Annotated in this window: 17 protein-coding genes; 12 read left to right on the top strand and 5 right to left on the bottom strand. The window is 59.8% G+C overall.

Annotation, left to right across the window (positions count from 1 at the left end; all coding sequences use genetic code 11):
* Positions 1–73: 73 nt before the first annotated feature.
* The 4 genes from B3R00_RS14550 to B3R00_RS14535 all read left to right on the top strand — a co-directional run bounded on the left by B3R00_RS14550 (position 74) and on the right by B3R00_RS14535 (position 4288).
* Positions 74–1114: an ABC transporter ATP-binding protein gene (locus B3R00_RS14550; protein ID WP_286999612.1), complete on the top strand. Its 1041-nt coding sequence runs from the start codon at positions 74–76 to the stop codon at positions 1112–1114.
* 34 nt (positions 1115–1148) lie between these two features.
* Positions 1149–2435 (top strand): ABC transporter substrate-binding protein, encoded by a 1287-nt coding sequence (locus B3R00_RS14545; RefSeq protein ID WP_286999611.1) that lies wholly within the window; start codon positions 1149–1151, stop codon positions 2433–2435.
* Between the two features lie 129 nt (positions 2436–2564).
* Positions 2565–3467 (top strand): carbohydrate ABC transporter permease, encoded by a 903-nt coding sequence (locus tag B3R00_RS14540; RefSeq protein ID WP_219162756.1) that lies wholly within the window; start codon positions 2565–2567, stop codon positions 3465–3467.
* Entirely contained in the window at positions 3464–4288 is an 825-nt protein-coding gene (locus B3R00_RS14535; protein ID WP_219162755.1) for a carbohydrate ABC transporter permease, read from the top strand. The genes B3R00_RS14540 and B3R00_RS14535 overlap by 4 nt, the downstream gene beginning before the upstream one ends.
* 147 nt (positions 4289–4435) lie before the next feature.
* Here the strand turns inward: B3R00_RS14535 and tenA are convergent, their stop codons facing one another.
* Positions 4436–5098: a thiaminase II gene (gene tenA / locus B3R00_RS14530; protein WP_286999610.1), complete on the bottom strand. Its 663-nt coding sequence runs from the start codon at positions 5096–5098 to the stop codon at positions 4436–4438.
* A 139-nt stretch (positions 5099–5237) separates the two neighbouring features.
* Here tenA and B3R00_RS14525 point away from each other — a divergent pair, with 139 nt between their 5' ends.
* Positions 5238–6119, top strand: a complete 882-nt coding sequence (locus B3R00_RS14525; protein ID WP_286999609.1) for an endonuclease/exonuclease/phosphatase family protein — start codon at positions 5238–5240, stop codon at positions 6117–6119.
* A 4-nt stretch (positions 6120–6123) separates the two neighbouring features.
* Positions 6124–8523, top strand: coding sequence for a penicillin-binding protein 1C (gene pbpC, locus B3R00_RS14520; protein WP_376747608.1), 2400 nt, complete (start codon positions 6124–6126; stop codon positions 8521–8523).
* A gap of 32 nt (positions 8524–8555) precedes the next feature.
* On the opposite strand, the gene lldD is transcribed toward pbpC, so the two are convergent.
* The 3 genes from lldD to B3R00_RS14505 form a co-directional block, all read right to left on the bottom strand.
* Positions 8556–9695: an FMN-dependent L-lactate dehydrogenase LldD gene (lldD, locus tag B3R00_RS14515; RefSeq protein ID WP_210929470.1), complete on the bottom strand. Its 1140-nt coding sequence runs from the start codon at positions 9693–9695 to the stop codon at positions 8556–8558.
* Positions 9692–10459: a transcriptional regulator LldR gene (gene lldR, locus B3R00_RS14510; protein WP_286999608.1), complete on the bottom strand. Its 768-nt coding sequence runs from the start codon at positions 10457–10459 to the stop codon at positions 9692–9694. Before lldR ends, lldD begins: the two co-directional genes overlap by 4 nt.
* Positions 10460–10528: 69 nt before the next feature.
* Complete coding sequence (locus B3R00_RS14505; RefSeq protein ID WP_286999607.1) at positions 10529–12328, bottom strand: L-lactate permease; 1800 nt, start codon at positions 12326–12328, stop codon at positions 10529–10531.
* Positions 12329–12709: 381 nt separating this feature from the next.
* On the opposite strand from B3R00_RS14505, the gene B3R00_RS14500 reads away from it, so the two are divergent.
* From B3R00_RS14500 to B3R00_RS14475, 6 genes are all read left to right on the top strand, one after another.
* The gene (locus tag B3R00_RS14500; RefSeq protein WP_286999606.1) at positions 12710–14629 is read left to right on the top strand and encodes a sensor domain-containing diguanylate cyclase; all 1920 of its coding nucleotides are present in this window, start codon (positions 12710–12712) and stop codon (positions 14627–14629) included.
* Between the two features lie 141 nt (positions 14630–14770).
* Positions 14771–15949, top strand: a complete 1179-nt coding sequence (locus tag B3R00_RS14495) for an alpha-hydroxy acid oxidase (protein WP_286999605.1) — start codon at positions 14771–14773, stop codon at positions 15947–15949.
* 320 nt (positions 15950–16269) lie between these two features.
* A complete protein-coding gene (locus tag B3R00_RS14490; protein ID WP_286999604.1) occupies positions 16270–17202 on the top strand; it encodes a DMT family transporter in 933 nt (310 codons plus the stop codon).
* Between the two features lie 63 nt (positions 17203–17265).
* Positions 17266–18468, top strand: a complete 1203-nt coding sequence (gene dinB / locus B3R00_RS14485) for a DNA polymerase IV (RefSeq protein WP_286999629.1) — start codon at positions 17266–17268, stop codon at positions 18466–18468.
* A gap of 214 nt (positions 18469–18682) precedes the next feature.
* Positions 18683–20239 carry a methyl-accepting chemotaxis protein gene (locus tag B3R00_RS14480; protein WP_286999603.1) on the top strand — a complete coding sequence of 519 codons (1557 nt, stop codon included), beginning with the start codon at positions 18683–18685 and terminating at the stop codon, positions 20237–20239.
* Between the two features lie 104 nt (positions 20240–20343).
* Positions 20344–22605, top strand: a complete 2262-nt coding sequence (locus B3R00_RS14475) for a hypothetical protein (protein WP_286999602.1) — start codon at positions 20344–20346, stop codon at positions 22603–22605.
* Positions 22606–22679: 74 nt separating this feature from the next.
* On the opposite strand, the gene B3R00_RS14470 is transcribed toward B3R00_RS14475, so the two are convergent.
* On the bottom strand, positions 22680–22980 hold a 301-nt coding region (locus B3R00_RS14470), incomplete at its 5' end, for a hypothetical protein (protein ID WP_286999601.1).

Below are 22980 nucleotides of genomic sequence, written 5' to 3'. Positions count from 1 at the left end.
CGTGATTTTTAGAGGGTTATCACCGACGAAGTCGTCATGACATAGACATATAGCCTGCATAAACTGGTTCGCTATGTCGACCATCGAACTCGAACAAGTCGCCAAGTCGTGGGGAGACACCACGGCCTTGCGCGCCATGAATTTGCAGATTCCCGCAGGCTCTTTCTGTGTGCTCCTCGGCCCCTCGGGCTGCGGTAAATCCACCACGTTGCGCATAATTGCTGGGCTGGAAAGCGCCACTTCCGGCCGCGTGCGGATTGGTGGCAAAGATGTCACGCACCTGCCGCCTGCCGAGCGCGGCATTGCCATGGTGTTTCAAAACTACGCCCTTTTCCCGCACCTGAGCGTGCGCGAAAACATTGGCTTTGGCTTGTCAGTGCGCAAAGTGCCCAAGGCCCAAGCGCAGCAGCGCTTGGCAGAAGCGGCGGATTTGCTGGGACTGTCGCATTTGCTGGATCGCAAACCGGGGCAGCTGTCCGGCGGTCAACAGCAGCGTGTGGCGCTGGGGCGTGCCCTGGTGGCCCAGGCCCATGTGTGCCTGATGGACGAGCCGTTGTCCAACCTTGATGCCCAGCTACGCCAGGAAATGCGCTCCGAGCTGCGTGAGCTGCAACAGCGCCTGGGGCTGACCGTGGTGTACGTCACGCACGACCAGGCCGAAGCCATGAGTATGGCCGACCAAGTGGTGTTGCTGCACCAGGGAAAGGTAGAGCAATACGCCGCACCGCGCGCCATGTATGCGCAGCCTGCTACAACTTTTGCTGCACGCTTTATTGGCACTCCCGCCATGAATTTGCTGCGTTTGCAAGACGGCTGCATTGTAGGCAGCCCGTTGCAAACGGGCAGCGTGGCCGCCGCCAGCATGGGGCTGCGGCCCGAAGCCGTGCACTGGGGCGAAGCCCCCACCGCAGACAGCGTGGCGGTGCAGGCGCAAGTGACCGGGCAAGAGTATCTGGGCCCTGATGTGGTGCTGCGTTGCCAGGTTGGACACGAAACCCTGACGGTGCGCGCGCCCGGCAGCCTGCTGCCGGAAATAGGGCAGCAGGTGCCGCTGCACTGGCGCCGTGCGGATATGCACTTCTTTGACACCCACGGCCAGCGCATGGCCGCCTGAATCCATTTTTTTCTACCCGCGAGGAGCAATCACTATGCAACGCAAGACCTTCCTGAAGGCTTCGGCCGCAGCCGCAGTGCTGGGCATGACCGCCGCAGCCTGGGCGCAAACGCCTGTGGAAGTGCCGTTTTATTACCCGGTTGCCGTAGGTGGCCCCATCACCAAAACGATTGACGGCTATGCGGCAGACTTCAACAAGGCCCACCCGGAATACAAAATCGTGCCGATTTATGCGGGCACCTACCAAGAAACCATTGTGAAGGCGCTGACCGCACACAAGTCGGGCAAGGCGCCGGCCACTTCGGTGCTGCTGTCCACCGACATGTTCACGCTGATCGATGAAGATGCCATCGTGCCCATTGACGATTTTGTGAAGACCGATGCCGACAAGGCGTGGCTCAAGGGCTTTTACCCGGCGTTCATGGCCAACAGCCAGACGGGTGGCAAGACCTGGGGGGTGCCGTTTCAGCGTTCCACGGTGGTGATGTACTACAACAAGGAAGCCTTCAAGGAAGCGGGGCTGGATCCCAGCAAGGCGCCCCAGACCTGGGCGGAGTTGAAGGACGCCGCCAAAAAGCTGACCAAGAAAGACGCCAACGGCAACGTCACGCAGTACGGCATTCAAATTCCGTCCACAGGCTTTGCCTACTGGATGCTGCAAACCTTCACCACCCCCAACGATGTGCTGCTGGCCAACGAAGCGGGCACGAAGGTGACCTTTGACCACCCCAAGGTCATCGAAGCGCTGGAGATGTGGGTCAACCTGGCCAAGGATGGCGTACACCCCAAAGGCGTGGTCGAGTGGGGCACCACACCCAAGGACTTCATGGAAAAGAAGGCCGCCATCATCGTAACCACGACCGGCAACCTCACCAACATCAAAGCCAATGCCAAGTTTGACTTTGGCGTGGGCCAGATTGCGGGCCATGTGCGCAAGGGCTCGCCCACCGGCGGTGGCAACTTCTACATCTTCAAGAGCGCACCCAAGGCGCAGCAAGAAGCGGCTTTCAAGTTTGCGCAGTGGATCACCCAGCCCGAGCGCGCGGCGCAGTGGAGCATGGACAGCGGCTACGTGGCCGTGTCGCAAGCAGCGTATGACACCCCGGTGCTAAAAAAGTACGGCCAAGAATTTCCGCAGGCATTGGTGGCGCGTGACCAGCTGCCTGTCTCGGTAGCGGAGTTTTCGACCCACGAAAACCAGCGCGTGACCAAGGTGCTCAACGATGCCGTGCAAGCCGCGCTCAACGGCACCAAGACCTCTGCCCAAGCCATGAAAGATGCGCAAAAAGAAGCCGATCGCATCTTGCGCAACTACCGCTGATGCCGCGCGGACAAAGCGGGTGCAGCCCTGTGCTGCGGCTTTGTCTGCATCACGCCTTGCCGGATGCGGTGTATAAGACCGCGCATTCGGGCAAGGCGCTTGTTGTTTGATGTGAGAAGTTGGGAACGCATGTCAGGTTCTGTTTCATCACCTATGGCTGGTGCCAGCCAGCGCAGCATGCATGCGTGGCTGCTGCTGTTGCCAGCCCTGGTGCTGTTGGTGACGTTTACGCACTGGCCCACCGTGGCCACGCTGATCGATAGTTTTTTCTCCACGCCCAAGGGCGCGCGGCCGGCACAGTGGGTGGGGCTGGAGAATTACGCCGTCATGGCCGATGACCCCGTGTTTTGGCAGGCGGTGCGCAACAACCTGTGGTTTGCGGCGGCCACCATTCCGGCATCGATCGGGCTGGCACTGCTGATGGCCGTGTGGGTGAATGAGCGTATTGCCGGGCGCACATTTTTGCGCATGGCGTATTTCACCCCCACGGTGTTGCCCATGATTGCCGTGGCCAATATCTGGCTGTTTTTCTACACCCCGCAATATGGGCTGCTGGAGCAGTTCACGGGCGCGCTGGGCTTTGCGTCACACAACTGGCTGGGTGATCCGGCCACAGCCCTGGCCTGCGTGACACTGGTGGCGGTGTGGAAAGAGGCCGGTTTTTTCATGATTTTTTATCTGGCGGCACTGCAAACCTTGAACCCCAGTTTGAAAGAAGCAGCGGCCATTGAGGGTGCCTCGCGCTGGTACTTCTTTCGCCGCGTGCAGTGGCCGCTGCTCATGCCGACCACGCTGTTTGTGCTGATCAATGCGGTGATCAATGCCTTCCGCCTGGTGGACCATGTGTTCATCCTCACGCGCGGCGGCCCCGACAATGCCACCACGCTGCTGCTGTACCACCTGTATGAGGTGGGCTTCAAGTTCTGGGACACGGCCTACGCGGCGGCCATCACGGTGGTGTTGGTGGCGGTGCTGGCGGGCGTGGCGCTGTTTCAGTTTTTCGTGCTGGATAAAAAGGTGCATTACCAATGAACGCACCCGCTGTGATTTACCGCCACACCTGGCTCGATACCCTGGCTGCGTGGACGCTGGCGCTGTTGTGGATCTTGCCGCTGGCCTATGCGTTTTGGACCGCCTTTCACCCCAGTGATTACGCGATTCGTTTTGACCTGAGCGCGCCTTGGACGTTGCAAAACTTTCGCAACGCCTGGGAAGCGGCCCCCTTTGCCCGTTATTTTTTCAACACCACGGTGCTGGTGCTGCTGATTTTGGCGGTGCAGCTGGTGCTGTCCACCTTGGCGGCTTTTGCGTTTGCGCGCTATGAGTTCCGCGGCAAGCATGTGGCGTTTGCGCTGGTGCTGGTGCAGCTGATGATCATGCCGGACATCTTGCTGGTGGAGAACTACCAGACCATGGCCAAGCTGGGGCTGGTGGACACTTTGCTGGCCATCGGCCTGCCGTACTTCGCCTCGGCCTTTGCGATCTTCTTGCTGCGCCAAACCTTCATGGGCATTCCCAAAGAACTGGATGAGGCTGCCCGCGTGGAAGGTGCCAGCACGCTGCAAATTTTGTGGCGCGTGTATGTGCCGCTGGCCAAACCGGTGTACACCGCGTTTGCGCTGGTGTCGGTGAGTTTTCACTGGAACAATTTTCTGTGGCCGCTCATCATCACCAACAGCGTGGAGTCGCGCCCGCTCACCGTGGGGTTGCAGGTGTTTTCCAGCGTGGAGCAGGGGGTGGATTGGTCCACCATCACGGCCGCCACGTTGATGACTTCGGCGCCGCTGCTGATTGCCTTCATCCTGTTCCAGCGCCAGTTTGTGCAAAGTTTTATGCGTGCGGGGATCAAGTAACTCCACCCTGTCATCACATAAAAAGAGAGCTGGTTGCGCTGATGAAAAAAGGGTTTCAGATACTTTTCTATCTGAAACCCTTGTCTTTCAGGCGCTACAAGCTACTTTTTTGTTGATGTAGCGAGCATGCAGGCTCAGCCTGTGCGTTCAGCAGGGCCACACCGCCATGTGGTAAGCGCTGTCCCAGAACATCCATTCCAGTCGCGCTGCATCGGTATAGGCTTGGTGCATCTCCGCCACAGTTTTGGCGTCTGCCTGCGCGGCCACGGCATCGACGGTCTCGCGCACGGCACGCACGTGGGCGTGGAACTCCTCGCCGCCGTAGGTGTCGATCCAGCCTTGGTAAGGGTTGCCCGGCACGCTGCGTTTTTGCAGCTCGACCCCGACCTCGGCATAAATCCAAAAGCAGGGCAGCAGCGCCGCCAGTGCTACCGCGTAGGGGCGGCTCCACGCCGTGGACTGCAAAAAGTGGCAGTAGTGGTGGCAGGCGGGCGACAGCGGTGTGCGCTGGAATATCTCTGGCGTGACATCGTAGGCACGCATAAAGCTGTCGTGCAGCAGGCGCTCGGTTACCACGGCTTCTTTGGCGGCTTGCGAAAACTGCACCACACCTTCGGCATCATCGGCCTTGCCGCCCGCAATCGCCAAGGCGCGGCCAAACGCCACCAGATAGTGGGCGTCTTGGATCATGTAATGCTGGAAAGCGTCACGCGTCAGACTGCCGTTGGCCAGTGCCTGGTTGAAAGGCAGGGCCACGGTGGCGTTAAACAGTGGCAGATTGCGCTGCCATGCTTGTTCACAAAAAGTCATGGTTGTAAAGGTGATGAAATAGCAGAAAAAAATCTCAAATTCGGATGAAATGCACTGTAGGGCGACAAGAACAGGTATGTTTCAGCCAGTGTGAGCGTGTCGTCACGGTTCGTCTCACCATGCTTAATGAGAGTGTGTCATGCATTTAGTCACTTGGAATACCCAATGGTGCTGTGGTCTGGACGGTGAGGTGCGCCCCGAGCGCATTGTCCAGACCGTGCAAGCCATGGGCGAATGCGATGTGTTGTGCCTGCAGGAAATTGCCATCAACTACCCCCAGCTGCAGGGTGGTGCCGCCCATCAGGTGCAGCAGTTGCAAGCCCTGCTGCCCGGCTGGTCGGTTTTTTTTGGCGCTGCCGTGCACGAATGGACCGAGACTGGTGAGCAACAGTTTGGCAATCTGATTGCCACGCGGCTGCCGGTGTTGCAGGTGCAGCACTATCCGCTGCCCTACCCGGGCGATCAGCACGTGCGCACCATGCAGCGCATGTGTACCGTGGTGACGGTGCAAGACCCGCTGCTGGGCACGGTGCACGTGCTGACGACGCACTTGGAGTACTACTCCAAACGCCAGCGCATGGCGCAAGCGCGGTATTTGCGTCGCATGCACTTTGAAGCGTTGTCGCAGGTGTTTGCACCACCGCCGCTCGCGGACGACGGCTCGCCTTTCCAGCGCAAACCGCGCACAGAGCATGCCGTGTTGTGTGGCGACTTCAACTTCGAGTCGCACGAGTTGGAGTACGCGGCGCTGAGTTCTCCCGCGGCAGTGATTGAGTGCCTCGAGGCGGGCTGGCCTGAAGGGGTGGTGGGCGCGGCCTGGAATGATGCATGGCGCGTGTTGCGCACCCATCAGCCCCAGCCCGATACCTTCCGATTGTTTGACCGCCAGTTTGGCCCTGAGCCAGGCGCTTGCGATTTTGTCTGGGTCAGCGACAGCCTGTACGACAAGGTGCGCAGCTTTGAAGTGAACCAGCAAACGCAGGCCTCAGACCACCAGCCTGTGCGCGTTGTGCTGGGTTAAGCGTTTGCCAGTCTCTCTTGCAGGCTGGCGGTGGCTGGCGGCGCTGGGCGTGCTGTGCCTGCCCGCGTGGGCTTGGGCCCTGCCCACGCCGCACGAAGTGCGCAGCAGCTTTCAGTCTTCAGAAACGTACATCCTCTCGCGCGAAGGTGAGGTGCTGCAGCGCCTGCGCACCAACAGTCAGGTGCGTCGAGGAGCCTGGGTGGCCTTGAGTGAGGTATCGCCTTCTTTGCGCCTGGCCTTGCTGGTGAGCGAAGACCAGCGTTTTTATGCCCACAGCGGGGTGGACTGGCGCGCTGTTTCTGCTGCGGCCTGGGGCAATCTGTGGAACAGCAAAACACGCGGTGCCAGCACCATCACCATGCAATTGGCGGGGCTGCTGGACGAGGACTGGCGCGCCAGTGCCAGCGGGCGCAGCATGGGGCAAAAGCTGGGTCAGGCCCTGGCTGCGACGCAGCTGGAGCGGCGCTGGCGCAAAGACCAAATTCTGGAGGCCTACCTGAACCTGCTGCCTTTCAAGGGGGAGCTGGTGGGTATTGATGCCCTCAGCCGCACCTTGTTTGGCAAAGCTGCGCATGGCCTTGATGAGATGGAGTCTGCGATTGCCGCAGCCTTGGTGCGCGGCCCCAATGCCAGTGCGGCCGTGGTGGCGCAGCGTGCCTGTGCAGTGTGGCAAGACTTGCAGCAGCATGCGATCTCCACGAACGGTGCACCCAATGCCGCCTCACATGTAGCCCCCCGAGCGGGGTGCACCACGGTGCAATGGCGCACCGAACAGGCCTTGCGGGCACGCCTTTGGCCCGCGACAGAAGGTGACGCTGCGCACTGGGCGCAGCGTGTGTGGGCAGGCTATGACCATGCACAAGCCATTCCCCAGCAAGGTATCGTCACCACGCTCAGCGCACTGGTGCAGCGTGCGGCGCAAGAGAGTTTGCAGCGCCATTTGCGAGAGCTGCAAGGGCGCAATGTGCAAGACGGCGCGGCCGTGGTGCTGGACAACCGCAGCGGTGAGGTGCTGGCGTGGGTGGGCTCATCGGGCACGCTCAGCCAGGCCAGCGAGGTGGATGGTGTGCTGGCGTGGCGCCAGCCGGGCTCTACCCTCAAGCCTTTTCTGTATGCGCAGGCGCTGGATGAGCGCCGCCTGACAGCTGCCTCGCTGCTGGAGGATTCTGCGGCCGAGATCGCTACGCCATCGGGCCTGTACATTCCGCAAAACTACGACCGGCGCTTTAAAGGCTGGGTGTCGGTGCGCATGGCACTGGCAGCATCGCTGAATGTGCCCGCCGTGCGCACGCTGGTGATGGTGACGCCGGATGCGTTTTTTAACCAACTGCGCCAGCTGGGGCTGCCGCTGCGTGAAAACGCTGGGTATTACGGCTACAGCTTGGCGCTGGGCAGTGCAGAAGTGCCGCTGCTGCATCTGACGAATGCCTACCGGGCCTTGGCCAACGGCGGCCAGTTTGCGCCCGTGGCACCTGCGGTTTTGGGAGCAGCGCAGCGCGCCAAGCCGGTGCAGGTGCTGTCGCCGCAGGCCGCATTTGTGGTGGGCGATATATTGTCGGATGCCCAAGCCCGCGCCAGCACCTTCGGGCTGGATAGTGTGCTGGCCACACGGTTTTGGACGGCGGTGAAAACCGGCACTAGCAAAGACATGCGTGACAACTGGGCGGTGGGCTGGTCGCAGCGCTACACCGTGGGCGTGTGGGTGGGCAATGCCTCGGGCGAGGCCATGCATGGCGTCAGTGGCAGCAGCGGTGCAGCGCCCATCTGGGCCGACATCATGACCGCGCTGCATGCGCGGCTGCCCAGCCGTGCGCCGTCAGCGCCCCCAGGCTTGCGCACGCAGGCGGTGCAATTTGTGGCGGCTGCGGGTGCCGCGGCGCTAGAGCCGGGACGCAAAGAGTGGTTTCTGGAGGGAACGCAGCAGCCCGTGTTTGCTATAGAAGGTGAAGCTGCTGGCGCTCGATATTCAAGCACTCCAGGTATGAAAGTATCTGAAAAGACTATGAATAAAGCGCAAGCAGCTATCAAAAATGTGTTGCCTGCCGTGCATGCCCAGATTGCACAGCCGGTCAGCGGCACCATCTTGGCGCTGGACCCCGACATTCCACCCCAGCACCAGCGGGTGCAGCTGCAGGCCCGGCCGGTGGGGGCGGGCAGTGCAGGTTGGCAGCCGCAGGGGCTGCGCTGGCAGTTGGTCACGCGCCAGCCGCAGGGTGAAGCCGTGCGCCAAGAGCTGGGGCGTGGCAGCCCTGTGGCGTGGTTGCCTTGGCCGGGGCGCCACCGGCTGGAGCTGCGGGATGCCGCAGGCCAGTTGCAAGACAGTGTGGAGCTGGAAGTGCGCGGTGCAGGGGCCCGTCAGCCACAGGCGGCATCTTCATCTGTGCCTTCAGCACGTTCGCGCTGAAGGCGTGGGGCGGCCCAATCGGGCGAAGAGAATCAGCGCTCGCGCACCAGCAAGTCGCCGGTGATTTCGGCCACGTTTTTCACGCTGGTCAGCGTCATGGCCACGCGCATTTCTTTTTCCAGCAGGTTCAGCAGGTTGGTCACGCCTGCGCCGCCTTCGGCGGCCAGTGCGTAGATGAAAGCGCGGCCAATCATGGTGCAGTCTGCGCCCAGCGCCAGCATGCGCACAATGTCCAGGCCGTTGCGAATGCCTGAGTCGGCCAAAATCTTGATCTGGCCTTTGACCGCGTCAGCAATCGCGGGCAGGGCGCTGGCCGAAGACAGCACACCATCGAGCTGGCGGCCGCCGTGGTTGGAGACGATGATGCCGTCGGCACCGAAGCGCACGGCATCCTTGGCATCTTCCGCGTCCAGAATGCCCTTGATGACCATGGGGCCCTTCCAGGAATCGCGAATCCATTCCAGGTCTTTCCACGAGATGGAGGGGTCAAAGTTGGCACCCAGATAGCCCATGTAGTCTTCCAGGCTGACGTTTTTGCCCATGTAGGTGGAGATATTGCCCAGGGTGTGGGGGCGGCCCAGCAGGCCCACATCCAGCGCCCACTGTGGGTGCAGCACCGACTGCACATAGCGGCGCATGGCCGCGTTGGGGCCGCTCATGCCGGAGTGTGCGTCGCGGTAGCGCGCTCCCGGCACGGGCATGTCGACAGTGAATACCAGGGTGGAAACACCGGCCGCCTGCGCGCGCTCCAGTGCGTTTTTCATGAAGCCACGGTCTTTGAGCACGTACAGCTGGAACCACATGGGGCGGTTGAGCTTGGGGGCAACTTCCTCGATCGGGCAGACCGAGACGCTGGACATGGTGAAGGGAATGCCTTTTTGGTCAGCGGCCATGGCGGCCTGCACTTCACCGCGGCGCGCGAACATGCCCGTCAGGCCGACGGGGGCCAGCGTCACGGGCAGCGATAGCTTTTCGCCAAACAGCTCAATGCTGGTGTCCAGCTGGCTCATGTCTTTGAGCACGCGCTGGCGCAAGGCCACGTTGGCCAAGTCATCCACGTTGCGGGCCAGCGTTTTTTCTGCATAAGCACCACCGTCAATGTAGTGAAACAGAAACGGAGGCAAACGCTTTTGTGCTGCAGCACGGTAGTCGGTGGTGGAGGAAATAATCATGACGAGGTCGCAACAGAAGGTGAAAGGCGGCCCAGGCGCTGAAGCCGGGCCGTGTCTGCATCGGCTTGGGTGAGTTTGTCGTGGACAAAATTCAGGTGATCGCTGATCACGCTGCGGGCTTGCTCCGGCTCGCCATTCAAAATGGCTTGCATGAGCTGGTAGTGCTGTTGCGTCAGTTGCTCCAGTACTTTGGTGTTGTCATGCACAAACATCAGGCGGCGGTTTTCGGCCACGGTGTTGAGCATCAACTCAAACAGGCTGCGCATGACTTGCACGATAACGGCATTGTGGGAAGCCTCCGCAATCGCCAGATGGAACTGCGCATCGGCGTGGGCAGAGGCTTCGGTATCTTGCAGGTGCTGGTAGTGCAGCAAGGCGTCAAAGCTGCGCTGAATGCGCGTCTTGTCCTGGGCGGTTGCGCGTTGGGCCGCATGCCAGGCGGTGCTGACTTCCAGACTTTGGCGGGTTTCCAGTACGTCGTAGCGGTACTGGGGGTCATCGCGCATCAGTGGGACCAGCGGGGAGATGACCTGCTCATGCCAGTTGGGCTGGCTGGGTGGGGTTTGCACAAAGGTGCCAGCCCCGACACGACTCTCCAGCAAGCCGCGGCTGGAGAGTTTTTGAATGGCTTCGCGCAGTGCGGTGCGCGACACACCCAGTTCTTCGGCCAGCTGTCGCTCGGCGGGCAGACGCTGGCCGGGCTGCAGCTGGCGCTGCTGAATGAGGGTGTGGAGCTGCTCGGCTATCTGATCGGAAATTCGCATGTTGGTGACTCGGTCCATAACGCCCACAGCGAATTCGTTGATCCCGTCGAGATAGCCGAGGCAGCTGCTTTAGCGTGCAGCGGCCAGGTTTTGGCCTTGGTGCCTGCCAGCTGCCAAAGGCTTGCCCTTGGTCATCGACAGGGCCACCAGCACCACCACCAGCCATACGGCAGCAGCCATCCACCAACCCAGGCTACCGGTGATGAGCGCTTGGCCAATCAAGCCCGCTTGAATGCAGTAGTAGGCCATAGGAACCAAGGTCTTGCGGATGACTTCACCTTCACGGTTCATCATGCCAACCACAGCGCCCGCAGCGACCACGTTGTGCACGCAGATCATGTTGCCTGCAGCACCGCCCACCGCTTGCAATGCCACCACAATGGCCGATTGATCCAGATTCAGCGCAATTTGCTGTGCGGTAGAGAACTGGAAGTAGGCAAACATCATGTTGCTGACGGTGTTGGAGCCTGCAATGAATGCACCCAGGCTACCCACCCAAGGCGACACGTTGGGCCATGCATTGCCTGCCAGGGCGGCGGCACCCTGTGCCAGCACCAAAGGCATGCTCAGCATCGAGCCGTCAGCCGATGCGGAATTGATGAACACCTGCACCATCGGCACGGCCAGCAGCAAAGCGGGAGCCGCCTCCACCATGGTGTGTGCGGAAGACTTCACAGCGCGACCATATTGGCCTTGCTTCATGCTGAAGATCAAGATGCAGGCCAGCGATGCCAGGATCAGGATGAAACCGGGCGAGTACAGGAACTGTGCCGAGGGCGAGATATTGGTGCCAAACAGCGCAGGAATCTTCAGCGTGGTCATCGGGCCGGTCAAAAAGGCCTTCAGCGGTGCCACGGTGCGGGTGAGGATCAGCAGTGCAACTACCAGCACATAGGGCGAAAACGCACGCAGTACCGAGAACTTGGCAGCGGTGGTTGCAGAGCTGTCGGCATCGTTAGAGACAGTGCCCAGCCACTTTTGCTCCCAGGCTGCACGGGGAGGGAAGTCAAAGCTTTGTTTGGGAACCAAGAAGCCTTTTTTGGCAGCGCTGATCACGATGACCAGACCCACCAGTGCACCGACCATCGAGGGGAACTCAGGGCCTAATACGCGGGCAATCAGGTAGTAGGGCAGGGTGAAGGCCACGCCGGCGAACAGTGCAAATTTCCAAGCCTTGAGGCCTTCGGTGAAGGATTGTTGGGCACCGAAGAAGCGGGTGAGCATGCCGCACAGAATCAGCGGAATCACGAAACCCACCAGCGCGTGAATCATGGCCACGTTTTCCACTATTTGCTGCAGGTACTCCAGCGGCTGCATGGGGGCCAGCAATTGCGCCACATCGGTCTTGTTGTCAATGCCCGAGCGCACGCCCACCAGCATGGGTGTGCCTACCGCGCCAAAGGACACAGGGGTGGACTGGATGACCAGCACCGCCATAACCGCTGCCATGGCTGGGAAGCCCAGGGCCAGCAGCAAAGGAGCGCCCACGGCGGAAGGTGTGCCAAAGCCCGACGAGCCTTCAATCAGCGAACCAAACAGCCACGCCACGATGATGACTTGCACGCGACGGTCTGGAGAGACATCCATGAAGCCTTGGCGGATGGCCAGCAGTGCACCGCTTTCTTTGAGGGTGTTGAGCAGCAACACGGCGCCGAAAACGATAAACAGCAAGGTGATTGCCGTTACCACTCCGTTGATGGTGGCAGCAGCGATTACCGCACCGGGCGCCTGCCACACAAACATTGCCAGCAGCGCTGTGACCAAGTATGCCGAACTCATGGAGAGTTTGGCCGACCGCCCTAAAACCACCATCAAAAGAAACACCACCGCAATCGGGGTGAGGGCTAAAAGCGTGTGTCCAATATTCATGTGTGATGTCTCCAAGGGTGGCTGCGCACGGGCGCGTGGCTTATGAATGCCACGTCACCTTTGCATGGTTTTAATTGGTCGTACCAATATTATTTAATGTTGAGCCGAAGATTTTAAAAGTCATTGGATTGACTCTGTTTCTTGTTTTTTGCCTGTTTATTCGTGGTTTACCCTTGTTTTTTGCCAATTGGTAATACCAGTTGATGCAGGGGATAAATGTACTGCCACCCCCCATATGGGTGCTGCTCCATAGCCGCGCTTTGGCACCCCATCGATGGCATTCGGTAATGCAGTGTTTTAAAAATGCAGCACAGGGATTGCGCTGCATCTAAGCGCAACGTGATGGGCCTTCCTAGAATGTGCAAGTCCATGATGAAGTCCATGCTGCTCCGTTTTCTTTCACACCGCGTCGCTTGGCTGGCGGTGGTTGTGTCGCTGGGCATTGGTGCCCTGTTCGCGCACACCATGTGGGCCATGCACCAAGAGCATTGGGACTACCAGCTGCGCACCAACACCAACTTGAGCAGTACCTTGGCCAAGGGGCTGGAGTGGTCCCTGGATGCCGTGGATTTGTCGCTCCAGAAAACCGCGATTGCACTCAATGAAGTGCGGGCGCTGGAAGGTCAAGAGGACAGCGAATCACACCGCGCATTGCTGGATTCTTTATGGCGCGATATTCATAACAGTGATTTACTGGTGCTGGATGACCAGGGGCGGGTCGTACACCGTGCGTTGGGCGTGAAAAGTGTGGGCAAGCAGTTTGTGTCCCATGATTTCTTTCAGGCGTTTCGGGTTCACCAGTTTCCGGGTGTTTTTATTGGCCAGCCCACCAAAGAATTGCGCATGGGCGAATATGTATTGCCGATTGCCCGTGCTATACGCGGTAAATATGGTGTGCTCAATGGCGTGGTGGTGGGCATGCTGCGCATGCAAGAGATCAACGCCTGGCTCTCCACCATGGATTTGGGAGCGCACAGCGGGGTGAATGTCATTCGGGAAGATGGCCTGGTGCTGACGCGTTTTCCCTATCAAGAAACTACCGCGCCGCACAGCTTGGCGGGCTCGGGTAATTTGGCGCAGTTTGTGGCGGCCCCCCAAGGCAGCTTTGTGGGCACGGCGGTGATTGATGGCGTGGAGCGCTTGTACACCCACAACCGCGTGGGCCATTTCCCGGTGGTGGTGAATGTGGCGCAGTCCACGCATTCCATCTTTCAGTCCTGGCGCCGCAATGCGTGGCAGCTTGCCGGTTTTGCCGCTTTGCTGATGGTCAGCTGCCTGGGCTTGGCGGTGCTGTTTGTGCGCGAGTTGACGCGCAGAGAAGCCACAGAGGCAGATCTGTTCACAGAAAAAGAGCGCATGCGCTTGACGCTGCAGTCCATTGGTGATGCCGTGGTGTGTACCGACGCGCAAGGCCATATCACCTACCTGAACCCGGTGGCGCGGCAAATTACCGGTCTGGAGATGCGGGAGGTGGAGAACCACCCCATCGAAGTTTTGCATGCCTTGCCCTATGCCGTGGCCGGGGGCGCGCAGGCATCGGCGCTGCGCCGAGCACTGGAAAGCGGCAAAACCGTAGATCGCTCCCGCACGACCTTGCTGCACCGAGGCAGTGGCGAGTTGCTGGAGATGGATGAGTCGGCCAGCTTGGTCAAATCCTTTGACGGCCATGTGCTGGGGGCTGTGGCGGTGCTGCGTGATGTAACGGTGGCGGCCGCCCATGAGGCACGCATGCAGCGCCTGGCGTTCCATGATGTGCTCACCGGTTTGCCCAATCGCACACTACTGCAGGATCGGGCACAGCAAGCCATGGCGCACAGCAAGCGCACGGGCGACATGCTTGCTGTGCTGTATCTGGATCTGGATGGCTTCAAACAAATCAATGACAGCCTGGGGCACCAGGCGGGGGATGCTGCGCTGGTGCATGCTGCCAAAGCGCTGCAAGCCAGTGTGCGCGAAAGCGATACCGTATGCCGCTTGGGCGGCGATGAGTTTGTGATTTTGCTGTGCGAGCTGGCTTCTAAAACGCACCTGCAAAACATTGCGCACAAAGTGCAGCAAGCGTGCGCCACACCGTTTGTGTGGCAGGGTGCAAGCTATGTGCTGCACGCCAGCGGTGGTGTGGCGCTGTACCCCGACCATGCCCTGCAGTGGGATGCGCTGCTGCACTGTGCCGATACGGCGATGTACGCGTCCAAGCAGGCCGGGCGCCACCAGATTCGCTTGTACCAGGTCCACGCAGAGGCTGCGTTGCTGGCGCGCGCTGAAGTCGCCGGCCAAGCGGTCGTCGGCCCCAAGGCGTAAGCCACACTTTTCGGCATCTTCGCCATCTTGCTTGCGCGCGATGTGCATGCCCAGGCTGGGTGGTGGCAGCGCGTGGAGTGCATGACGACGCACTACGATATGCGCCATGACTGCAATGACTGAATGAAGAAGGGCTGACCTGTGGCTGACCTGTCCAAAATAACCTGTATTGAAGACTTGCGCGTGATTGCCCAGCGCCGCGTGCCGCGCATGTTTTATGACTATGCCGATTCGGGCTCGTACACCCAGGGCACCTACCGCGCCAACGAAGATGATTTCCAAAAAATCAAGCTGCGCCAGCGCGTGGCCGTGAACATGGAAGGGCGCAGCACGCGCACCACCATGGTGGGGCAAGATGTGGCCATGCCCGTGGCGATTGCGCCCACGGGCCTGACGGGCATGCAGCACGCAGATGGTGAAATTCTGGCCGCCCAGGCGGCCAAGGCGTTTGGCATTCCTTTCACGCTGTCGACGATGAGCATTTGTTCGCTGGAGGACATTGCACAGCACACTGAGCGCCACCCGTTTTGGTTTCAGCTGTATGTAATGCGCGATAAAGCCTTCATGGAGCGCCTGATTGACCGCGCCAAAGCGGCCAACTGCTCGGCCTTGCAAGTCACGCTGGATTTGCAGATCCTGGGCCAGCGCCATAAGGACATCAAGAACGGTCTTTCCACACCGCCCAAACCCACGCTCAAGAATCTGCTCAATCTGGCCACCAAGCCGCGCTGGTGTCTGGGCATGCTGGGCACCCAGCGGCGCTTCATGGGCAACATCGTGGGCCATGTCCAAGGCGTGTCCGATATGAGCTCGCTGGCTTCGTGGACGGCCGATCAGTTTGACCCCACTTTGAATTGGAGCGATGTGGAGTGGATCAAAAAGCGCTGGGGTGGCAAGCTGATCTTGAAGGGTTTGATGGACGCCGAAGATGCGCGGCTGGCAGCGCAAACTGGTGCCGATGCCTTGGTGGTGAGCAACCACGGCGGGCGCCAGCTGGACGGTGCGCCTTCGTCCATCGAAGCCCTGCCCAGCATGGTGGAGGCCGCTGGCAAAGACATCGAAGTGTGGATGGATGGGGGCATTCGCAGCGGGCAAGACGTGCTGAAAGCCCGTGCGCTGGGCGCGCAAGGCACCTTGATTGGGCGCAGCTTTTTGTACGGCCTGGGGGCCTTTGGGCAAGCGGGCGTTGCCAAGGCCTTGAGCATCATTCACAAAGAGCTGGACACCACGATGGCTTTTTGCGGGCATACCAATATCAACCAGGTGGGCACAGAAATTTTGGTGCCCGGCACCTACCCCAAGCCTTTTCCTGCTGCCTAACGCAGCGCTTGCCTGCGGTGTGCAGGGCTTGCAGGGTGGGTTGATGCGCCCGATGTGTACGCCATGAGCACGCCATAGGCATGCCATGGCAGTGCCTGTGTAGCTATAAAACAGTAGCTGCTAGCGTTTGTAAATAAAGACTTTCCAATACTTTTGTCTGGGAAAGCTTGGTTTATCAAGCGCTAGTAGCTACTTTTTTTATGCATGCGGTGCGGCACATCGCTGACGACAGCGCCCACCCTCGCCAATGTGTGGGGCGCAATCGCAAGGCGGTGGCTATGCTGCAGGCACAGCGCGGGTGCTGCTTGGTGATTGTGGGTATGTCATTGTCTTTGGAAGAAATCGCTTGGTTGTGGGTGCCGTTTACGCTGTTTGCTGCAGTGGCTCAAACGGTGCGCAACACCGCACAGCGCGCGCTGACGCAGCAGCTGGGTACGCTGTCTGCTACCTTGGTGCGCTTTTTTTATGGCCTGCCGTTTGCTGCAGTGTTTGTGGCGCTGCTGTATATGTTGCCTGCGCAAGCACCGGCCGTGCCGCAATGGAGCGCCGCCTATTTCGGCTGGATTGGGCTGGGTGCATTTTTTCAGGTGGCAGCGACCGTGGCGCTGCTGCTGGCGATGAAAGAGCGCAACTTTGCGGTCGCCGTCACGCTGTCGAAAACCGAAATTTTGCAGGTCGCCCTGTTTGGCGCGGTGTTCTTGCATGAGCTGCCCACCGCATGGGCGCTGGTGGCCATGGTGGTGGCCACCACAGGGGTGCTGCTGTTGACGCTGCCGCCGCGGGGGCAGATTTTTTCTTTGCAAGCATGGATGAGCAAATCGGCTTTGTATGGGCTGCTGTGCGGGGCGTGCTTTGCGATTGCGGTGATTGGTTTTCGCGGCGGCGCGTTGGCGCTGAATGCAGCCACGCCGTGGCTGTCAGGCGGCTGGGGGGTGCTGGTGGCGCAAACGCTGCAAAGTATTTTTCTGGGTGCCTGGGTGGCGCTGAAAACGCCGCAAGGCATCATGCCCATCTTCCGCGCGTGGCGGGTTTCACTGTTGGCGGGCTCTATGGGGGCAGCGGCATCTCTGGCGTGGTTTACGGCCTATGCCATGCAAAGCGCGGCAGCGGTGCGCACGCTGGGCATGGTGGAGGTGGTGTTCAGCTACCTGGTCTCGCGCCGGCTGTTCAGTGAAAACTTCAGCGCAGTGGAAAAAGTTGGAATGGCGCTGATGGTGCTGGGCCTTGTGCTGATTTGTCTGCAAGGGCTGTAAAGCTTCTTTCACAATAGCGGGGTGACCGCGCCTGCTGTGCCCCGCCGTATTGCCCACCTCGATATGGATGCATTTTTTGCATCTGTGGAGTTGTTGCGCTACCCGCAGCTCAAAGGCTTGCCCGTCGTCATCGGTGGCAGTCGCCACAGCGCCGAGCATGAAGCGCAACTGCTGGCGCAATGGGGCGCGCTGGAGCAAATCCCTGTAGATGCATTCCCGCGACTGGGCCGGTATGTGGGCCGGGGGGTGATTACCACGGCGACCTACGCAGCGCGCCAGTTTGGGGTGGGGTCGGCCATGGGCATGATGAAAGCCGCCCGGCTGTGCCCACAGGCCATCTTGCTGCCGATTGATTTTGTGCGTTATCGCCAGTACTCACGCGCTTTCAAAGAAGTGATTGTTGCCACGGCCCCGGTGATGGAGGACCGCGGTATTGATGAGGTGTACATCGACTTTACCCACGTGCCCGGCGGCCAGGCCGAAGGAGGGCGCGTGCTGGCCCTGCAGCTGCAGCAAGCTATTTTTGCGGCCACGGGGCTGACCTGCTCGGTGGGTGTGGCACCCAACAAGCTGTTGGCCAAGATGGCCAGCGAGTTCAACAAGCCGCAAGGCGTTTCTGTGCTGCAGCCGCAGGACTTGGAAGCACAGATCTGGCCGCTGCCCTGTCGCAAAATCAATGGCATCGGGCCTAAAGCTGGTGCGAAATTAGAGGCGCTGGGCATCGTGAGCATTGGCGATTTGGCACGACAGCCTTTGCCCTGGCTGGTGCAGCACTTTGGCAAGGCATATGGGGCATGGCTGCATGCGGCTTCTCATGGTCTGGATGATCGCCCCGTGGTCACAGAAAGCGAGCCAGTCAGCATGAGCCGCGAGACGACTTTTGCACGCGATTTGCACGCCCGCTATGACAGGGCGGAACTCACCGCCATCTTCACCCAGTTGTGTGAGCGCGTGGCGGACGATTTACAGCGCAAAGGCTATGCGGGGCGCACGATTGGGGTGAAGCTGCGCTATGCCAATTTCAAAAGTGTGACCCGTGAAATTACGGTGGATACCTTCACCCAAGAAGCGTCAGCCATTCGGCGTGTGGCTGGTCAATGCTTAAAGCGCGTGCCGCTGGAGCAGAGCATTCGATTGCTGGGGGTGCGGGTGGGGGGACTGGTGCATTGGGATGCCGCCAAGCAACAAGCGCAGGGAGAGGTACTGGGCAGTGGGCGAAAGGCTGGTGCGAAGGGGGACTTGTGGTCACTGCCGCTGTTTGACTAATTCGTGGCCTGCAAGCTTTGTGGTGCGTCAAAAAAATGTCACAAAAGCGACGAACGGTTTGAGGGGTGAGCGTTTGCTTTGTGGGTAATGCATTCGCAGCATGGGAAGCTGGAATAGTCAATTGTCAGCAAATGCAAGCTGGTTATGGGATGATGTTTGGATTCCCTGATGGTGTGTTTTTAATGCCGTCAGGCTTGTCAGTCTGGAGATCCTAGTGCGAGCCAACTTCCCCGTTACACAAAATAATTACGATTTCCCGGGTGATGAATTGTTGGTCTCTGTGACCAACACCAAGGGCGAAATTACCCATTGCAACCCCGCGTTTGCGCGTGTCAGCGGGTTTGAATACGAAGACTTGATCGGGCAGCCCCACAACCTGATTCGTCACCCCGATATGCCTTCTGCCGCCTTCAAAGATATGTGGCGAACGATTGCCCACGGTTATCCGTGGACGGGCATTGTGAAAAACCGTCGGCGCAATGGCGACCACTATTGGGTGCGGGCTAACGTGACCCCCATCATGGAAGGGGGCAAGCCCCAGGGCTATTTGTCGGTACGCACCAAGCCCAGCGTGCAGGACATAGAAACTGCCGAAGCGCTGTATGCAGACATGAATGCGCAAGCACAATCCGGCCAAGAAACCTTGCGTTTGCGTGGCGGAGAGGTACGCCGGCTGGGTGTGCGCGGTTTGTGGGCGCAGCGCAGCGATGTAGGCTTGCTGGCGCGCATGGTCATCATGCTGACGTTGGTGGTGGCGGTCACCATGCTTCCCGATATGTTGGGCTGGCAAGGTGTGGCGGCGTGGGGGCTGCGCTTGGCGGCATTGCTGCTGGGCAGTGCATGGATTGCCTGGCGCTTTCAGGCGCGCTGTGTCAGCGGTATTGAAGAGGCCAATATGTGGGCCGCGCAAATGGCCAGCTGTAATTTGACCAGCACCCATGCACACAACTACACGGGTGCGGTAGGTACTTTGATGGCCCGTTTGCAGCAAATCCAAATCAACCTGCGCGCCGTGGTGGGCGATGTGCTGACCGAGGTGCAAGGCTTCAACACCATGTCCAAGGAAATCTCGCTCGGCAGTTTGGATTTGGCCAAACGCACGGAATCACAGGCCACGGACCTGGAGCAGACAGCGGCTTCCATAGAAGAAATTACCGGCACGGTGCTGCAAACCGCCGATACCGCCCAGCAGATGGAGCAAGAAAGCAACCAGAGCAAGGCGGTGGTGAGTCGTAGTGGAGAGGCGATTCAAGAGGTGGGCGAAGCGATGGAGCGTATCCGCCAATCGTCCACCCGCATGCGGGAGATCATCGGCGTGATTGAAAGCATTGCCTTTCAGACGAATTTGCTGGCGTTGAATGCCGCTGTAGAAGCAGCCCGGGCTGGTGAGCAAGGGCGTGGCTTTGCCGTGGTGGCGGGCGAAGTGCGCGCACTTGCGCAGCGCAGTGCGACTGCGGCCAAGGAAATTGGGGGTCTGATCAACAACACAGTGGCAGGCATCAATGACGGTAATGCACGCATGCAGGCAGCAGGCAAAACCATTGATGGCATGGTCGATGCCGTGCAGCGCGTGAGCGAATTGGTGCACCAAATCAGCTTGGCGACCCGTGAGCAATCGATTGGTATTGCGCAGGTCAATGAAGCCGTTGCTTCGTTGGATGCCATGACACAGCAAAACGCAGCCATGGTTGAGCAGTCGTCCAGCTCAGCGGATGCGCTGCACACTCATGCATCGCGTTTGCAGCGTTCGGTGGCATTTTTCAATGTGTGATCGCAAGACATGCCGCGCAAAAGCAGCCTTATGGCTGCTTTTTTTATGCCCCTGTGCGCAAAAAATCAGCGCGATAAAGCAGCAAGCTTAGTTAGCATGCAGGGATGCAAGTCTTGTTCATCGTTTTGGCGATCATTGCGCTACTGTTGTTGGGTCTTCGAAGTTCTCGTCCTAAGAAACAGATTGCCCCTCGCGCAAAGGGCCGCGTTGCGGCTGCGGCGTCGAAACCGGAGCCAGAGCCAGAGGTTTCGCCCACCATCAATAGCGAAGTGAAGTTTCGCATGCGGGGAGAACGTGGCGTCGGGGGCCCTATCTATGGTGATGTGCTGTGCAGTGATGGCGTTTACCTGCCGCATGTATGGGAGTCTGATTTCCACACTTCATTTGATGGTCGCTGGATTCGCACCGGCTCTTACGGAGACTCCGCCCCTCGATTGATTGACAGAAAAAATCTCTGCGCATGGGTGTTGAGTGTGTCGGAGGCAGGGCAGGTCGATGACTTGCACTGGCGACTGCCCCATTGGAGTGGTGAAGGCGCAGGCGGCAACGGCGTCGCTGCAGAAGGCAACCATGTGCTGACAGAGACCGCTTTTGAAGCGTGGCTCCATAAAAACGTGGGGGCCAAAGCGCATGCTCTGGTGGGTGTCTGTGACTTGTGGATACCGGCAGATTGCGTGCCTGCGGAGGCGCAAGCCATGCCCCCGGAGATTCCTGCGCAAGACAATGCCGTGGTGCAAGTGAGTGTGCAGCGCCATTGGCCACAGTCACTCCGGGCGCTGGAAAATCCCTTAGAGCCTTTGCTCCATCCGTACTGGCAACTGCAGCTCAATGGCGAGGCGCATTCCTGGATCATTGATGGCAAAAGTCCTTTGGTGTGGCGCCCTGATGGACAGGCCTTTGCCTGCTATGGCTATCCGGTAGCGGATGATGTGCGCAAAATGGGCTTGCGACTGGGCGTGTGGAGCGTGACGTTTGGGGGGCAGCAATGGTCAGAGTGGTTGCCACCAGATCGCAAGCCTTGGTCGGTTGCGCTGTATTTGCCAGATGAGCAAGGCTCTGCGTTGCCACCGCTGAGCTGGGATGACATGGATCTGCTGCAACGCATGGAAATGGACACGCCAGCGCTGGAGCGTTTGCACGATGGCCGCAGCCTGAGCTGTGTCATGAGCGAGCTGTATGCGCCATCCAAGCACCGTGATGACGGGCGCTTGCTGCTCAAAAAAATACCGGTGCGCCAATTTTTGTGGCGCCGCAATTTGCACCATCCAGCACGCTGGACGGCACTAAGTGTGCCTGTGGCCGGTCAGTTTTTAACCTGGAATCTGGTGCATGACGCCCAGGATCAGTCGGGTGCGACGGCTGCTTATTCGGTGCAATGCGGCGAGCAACAGCTGCCCGGGCTGTGGGAGTTAGAGCACGTGGTGGTGGATGGGCGTTGGGCGATTTTGTGCCCTTGGGGCGTCTCTCCCTTGCAGGGCGGCAAGCCTGTGCCGTGGGTGTGGGATGGGAAGCAGCTGTATGCCATCGCAATGAACCTGCCAGTACTGCGTATGCGCCCTCATGTCTTGGAAGGACATGCGCAGCTTCTGGTCATGGTGGGATGTGGGCCCGATAACAGCAATTTGGCCAGCAGCGGTTTGTGGCGCTGGCCTTTGCAAGTGGCGGATGAAACCAACCTGACCAAAAATGGCTGGACGCCGGCCTATGAGTGGCGTGACATTGCGGTGAATGCGCAGGGTGTGTGGCAACTGCTGCCGCGTTGGCGCGAGGTGCACCAGGTACAGCATCCCTGCGCAGATGGCGACTATGTCTGGCGCCAGCCTGCTGCGCGAGAAGCCCTGTGGTGGTGGGGCGGTTTGCATAATCAGATGAGCAACAACTGGCGCCCCCAGGCAGCACGTTGCGAAGGCGTACTCGTGACACAGTCTGGTGCAGTGCTATGTGGTGTGGGGCCCAGTGCTTGTCCGCACCATGCGGGGGATGGTTGGCTATCGCTGGAGTGGCTGGCGCGAGGCGCTGAAGGCGAGCCGCACCATTGGAAGCTGCATTGGTTGCGTCCCCATAAGCACGAAGTGTGGACGCTGGAGCTGCGGGCATATATGCCTGTGTTGCAGGTTTGGGATGCACAGCAAGGCGTGCAGTGGTCAGACGCAGAAATGCCCGCGCTGGAAGACGGGGGGGCTGTGCAGACCGCGGAGCATGTGATCGCTCCTATGCGCTGGGAAGGTGCGCAGTTGGATGTGCTCAAGCAAAGCCCTGTGGGACTGTGGGTGCGCAAACAAGATGCAGTCTATGCGGATGCGATTGCGCTGCGTGATGATTGGCCTTGGGAAAGACCCGTGCCGACATCACCGCAGCGCACATAAAAAAAACGGCTCTCAGGAGCCGGTTTTTTATTGGCCGCTCACCAAGGTGTGTATACCTTGGTGGTGTGCAGTGCTTAGGGCTTGTTGCCTGTAGGGAAGGGCCATGCGGCTTGCGGTGCCAACACGGTCTTTGCCACTGCCGCTGTGGTTTCTGCTGCAGGCGCAGCGGCCTTCTTAGCAGGAGCGGCAGCCTTGGGAGCAGCAGCCTTCTTGGCAGGAGCGGCAGCCTTAGGCGCAGCAGCCTTCTTGGCAGGAGCGGCAGCCTTAGGCGCAGCAGCCTTCTTGGCGGGAGCGGCTGTCTTGGGCGCAGCAGCCTTTTTGGCGGGAGCGGCGGCCTTGGGCGCAGCAGCCTTTTTGGCAGGCGCGGCAGCCTTG

The organism is Comamonas sp. UBA7840 (genome assembly GCF_002501455.1).
Classification (GTDB): Bacteria; Pseudomonadota; Gammaproteobacteria; order Burkholderiales; family Burkholderiaceae_C; genus Comamonas; species Comamonas jiangduensis.
This window is presented reverse-complemented; position numbering and strand designations above follow the sequence as displayed.

What these genes read in the sequence shown, in the direction of transcription:
- B3R00_RS14550 (WP_286999612.1), top strand. Translation starts at nt 74, where the DNA reads ATGTCGACCATCGAACTCGAACAAGTCGCCAAGTCGTGGGGAGACACC.
- B3R00_RS14545 (WP_286999611.1), top strand. Translation starts at nt 1,149, where the DNA reads ATGCAACGCAAGACCTTCCTGAAGGCTTCGGCCGCAGCCGCAGTGCTG.
- B3R00_RS14540 (WP_219162756.1), top strand. Translation starts at nt 2,565, where the DNA reads ATGTCAGGTTCTGTTTCATCACCTATGGCTGGTGCCAGCCAGCGCAGC.
- B3R00_RS14535 (WP_219162755.1), top strand. Translation starts at nt 3,464, where the DNA reads ATGAACGCACCCGCTGTGATTTACCGCCACACCTGGCTCGATACCCTG.
- tenA (WP_286999610.1), bottom strand. Translation starts at nt 5,098, where the DNA reads ATGACTTTTTGTGAACAAGCATGGCAGCGCAATCTGCCACTGTTTAAC.
- B3R00_RS14525 (WP_286999609.1), top strand. Translation starts at nt 5,238, where the DNA reads ATGCATTTAGTCACTTGGAATACCCAATGGTGCTGTGGTCTGGACGGT.
- lldD (WP_210929470.1), bottom strand. Translation starts at nt 9,695, where the DNA reads ATGATTATTTCCTCCACCACCGACTACCGTGCTGCAGCACAAAAGCGT.
- lldR (WP_286999608.1), bottom strand. Translation starts at nt 10,459, where the DNA reads ATGCGAATTTCCGATCAGATAGCCGAGCAGCTCCACACCCTCATTCAG.
- B3R00_RS14505 (WP_286999607.1), bottom strand. Translation starts at nt 12,328, where the DNA reads ATGAATATTGGACACACGCTTTTAGCCCTCACCCCGATTGCGGTGGTG.
- B3R00_RS14500 (WP_286999606.1), top strand. Translation starts at nt 12,710, where the DNA reads ATGCTGCTCCGTTTTCTTTCACACCGCGTCGCTTGGCTGGCGGTGGTT.
- B3R00_RS14490 (WP_286999604.1), top strand. Translation starts at nt 16,270, where the DNA reads ATGTCATTGTCTTTGGAAGAAATCGCTTGGTTGTGGGTGCCGTTTACG.
- dinB (WP_286999629.1), top strand. Translation starts at nt 17,266, where the DNA reads ATGGATGCATTTTTTGCATCTGTGGAGTTGTTGCGCTACCCGCAGCTC.
- B3R00_RS14475 (WP_286999602.1), top strand. Translation starts at nt 20,344, where the DNA reads ATGCAAGTCTTGTTCATCGTTTTGGCGATCATTGCGCTACTGTTGTTG.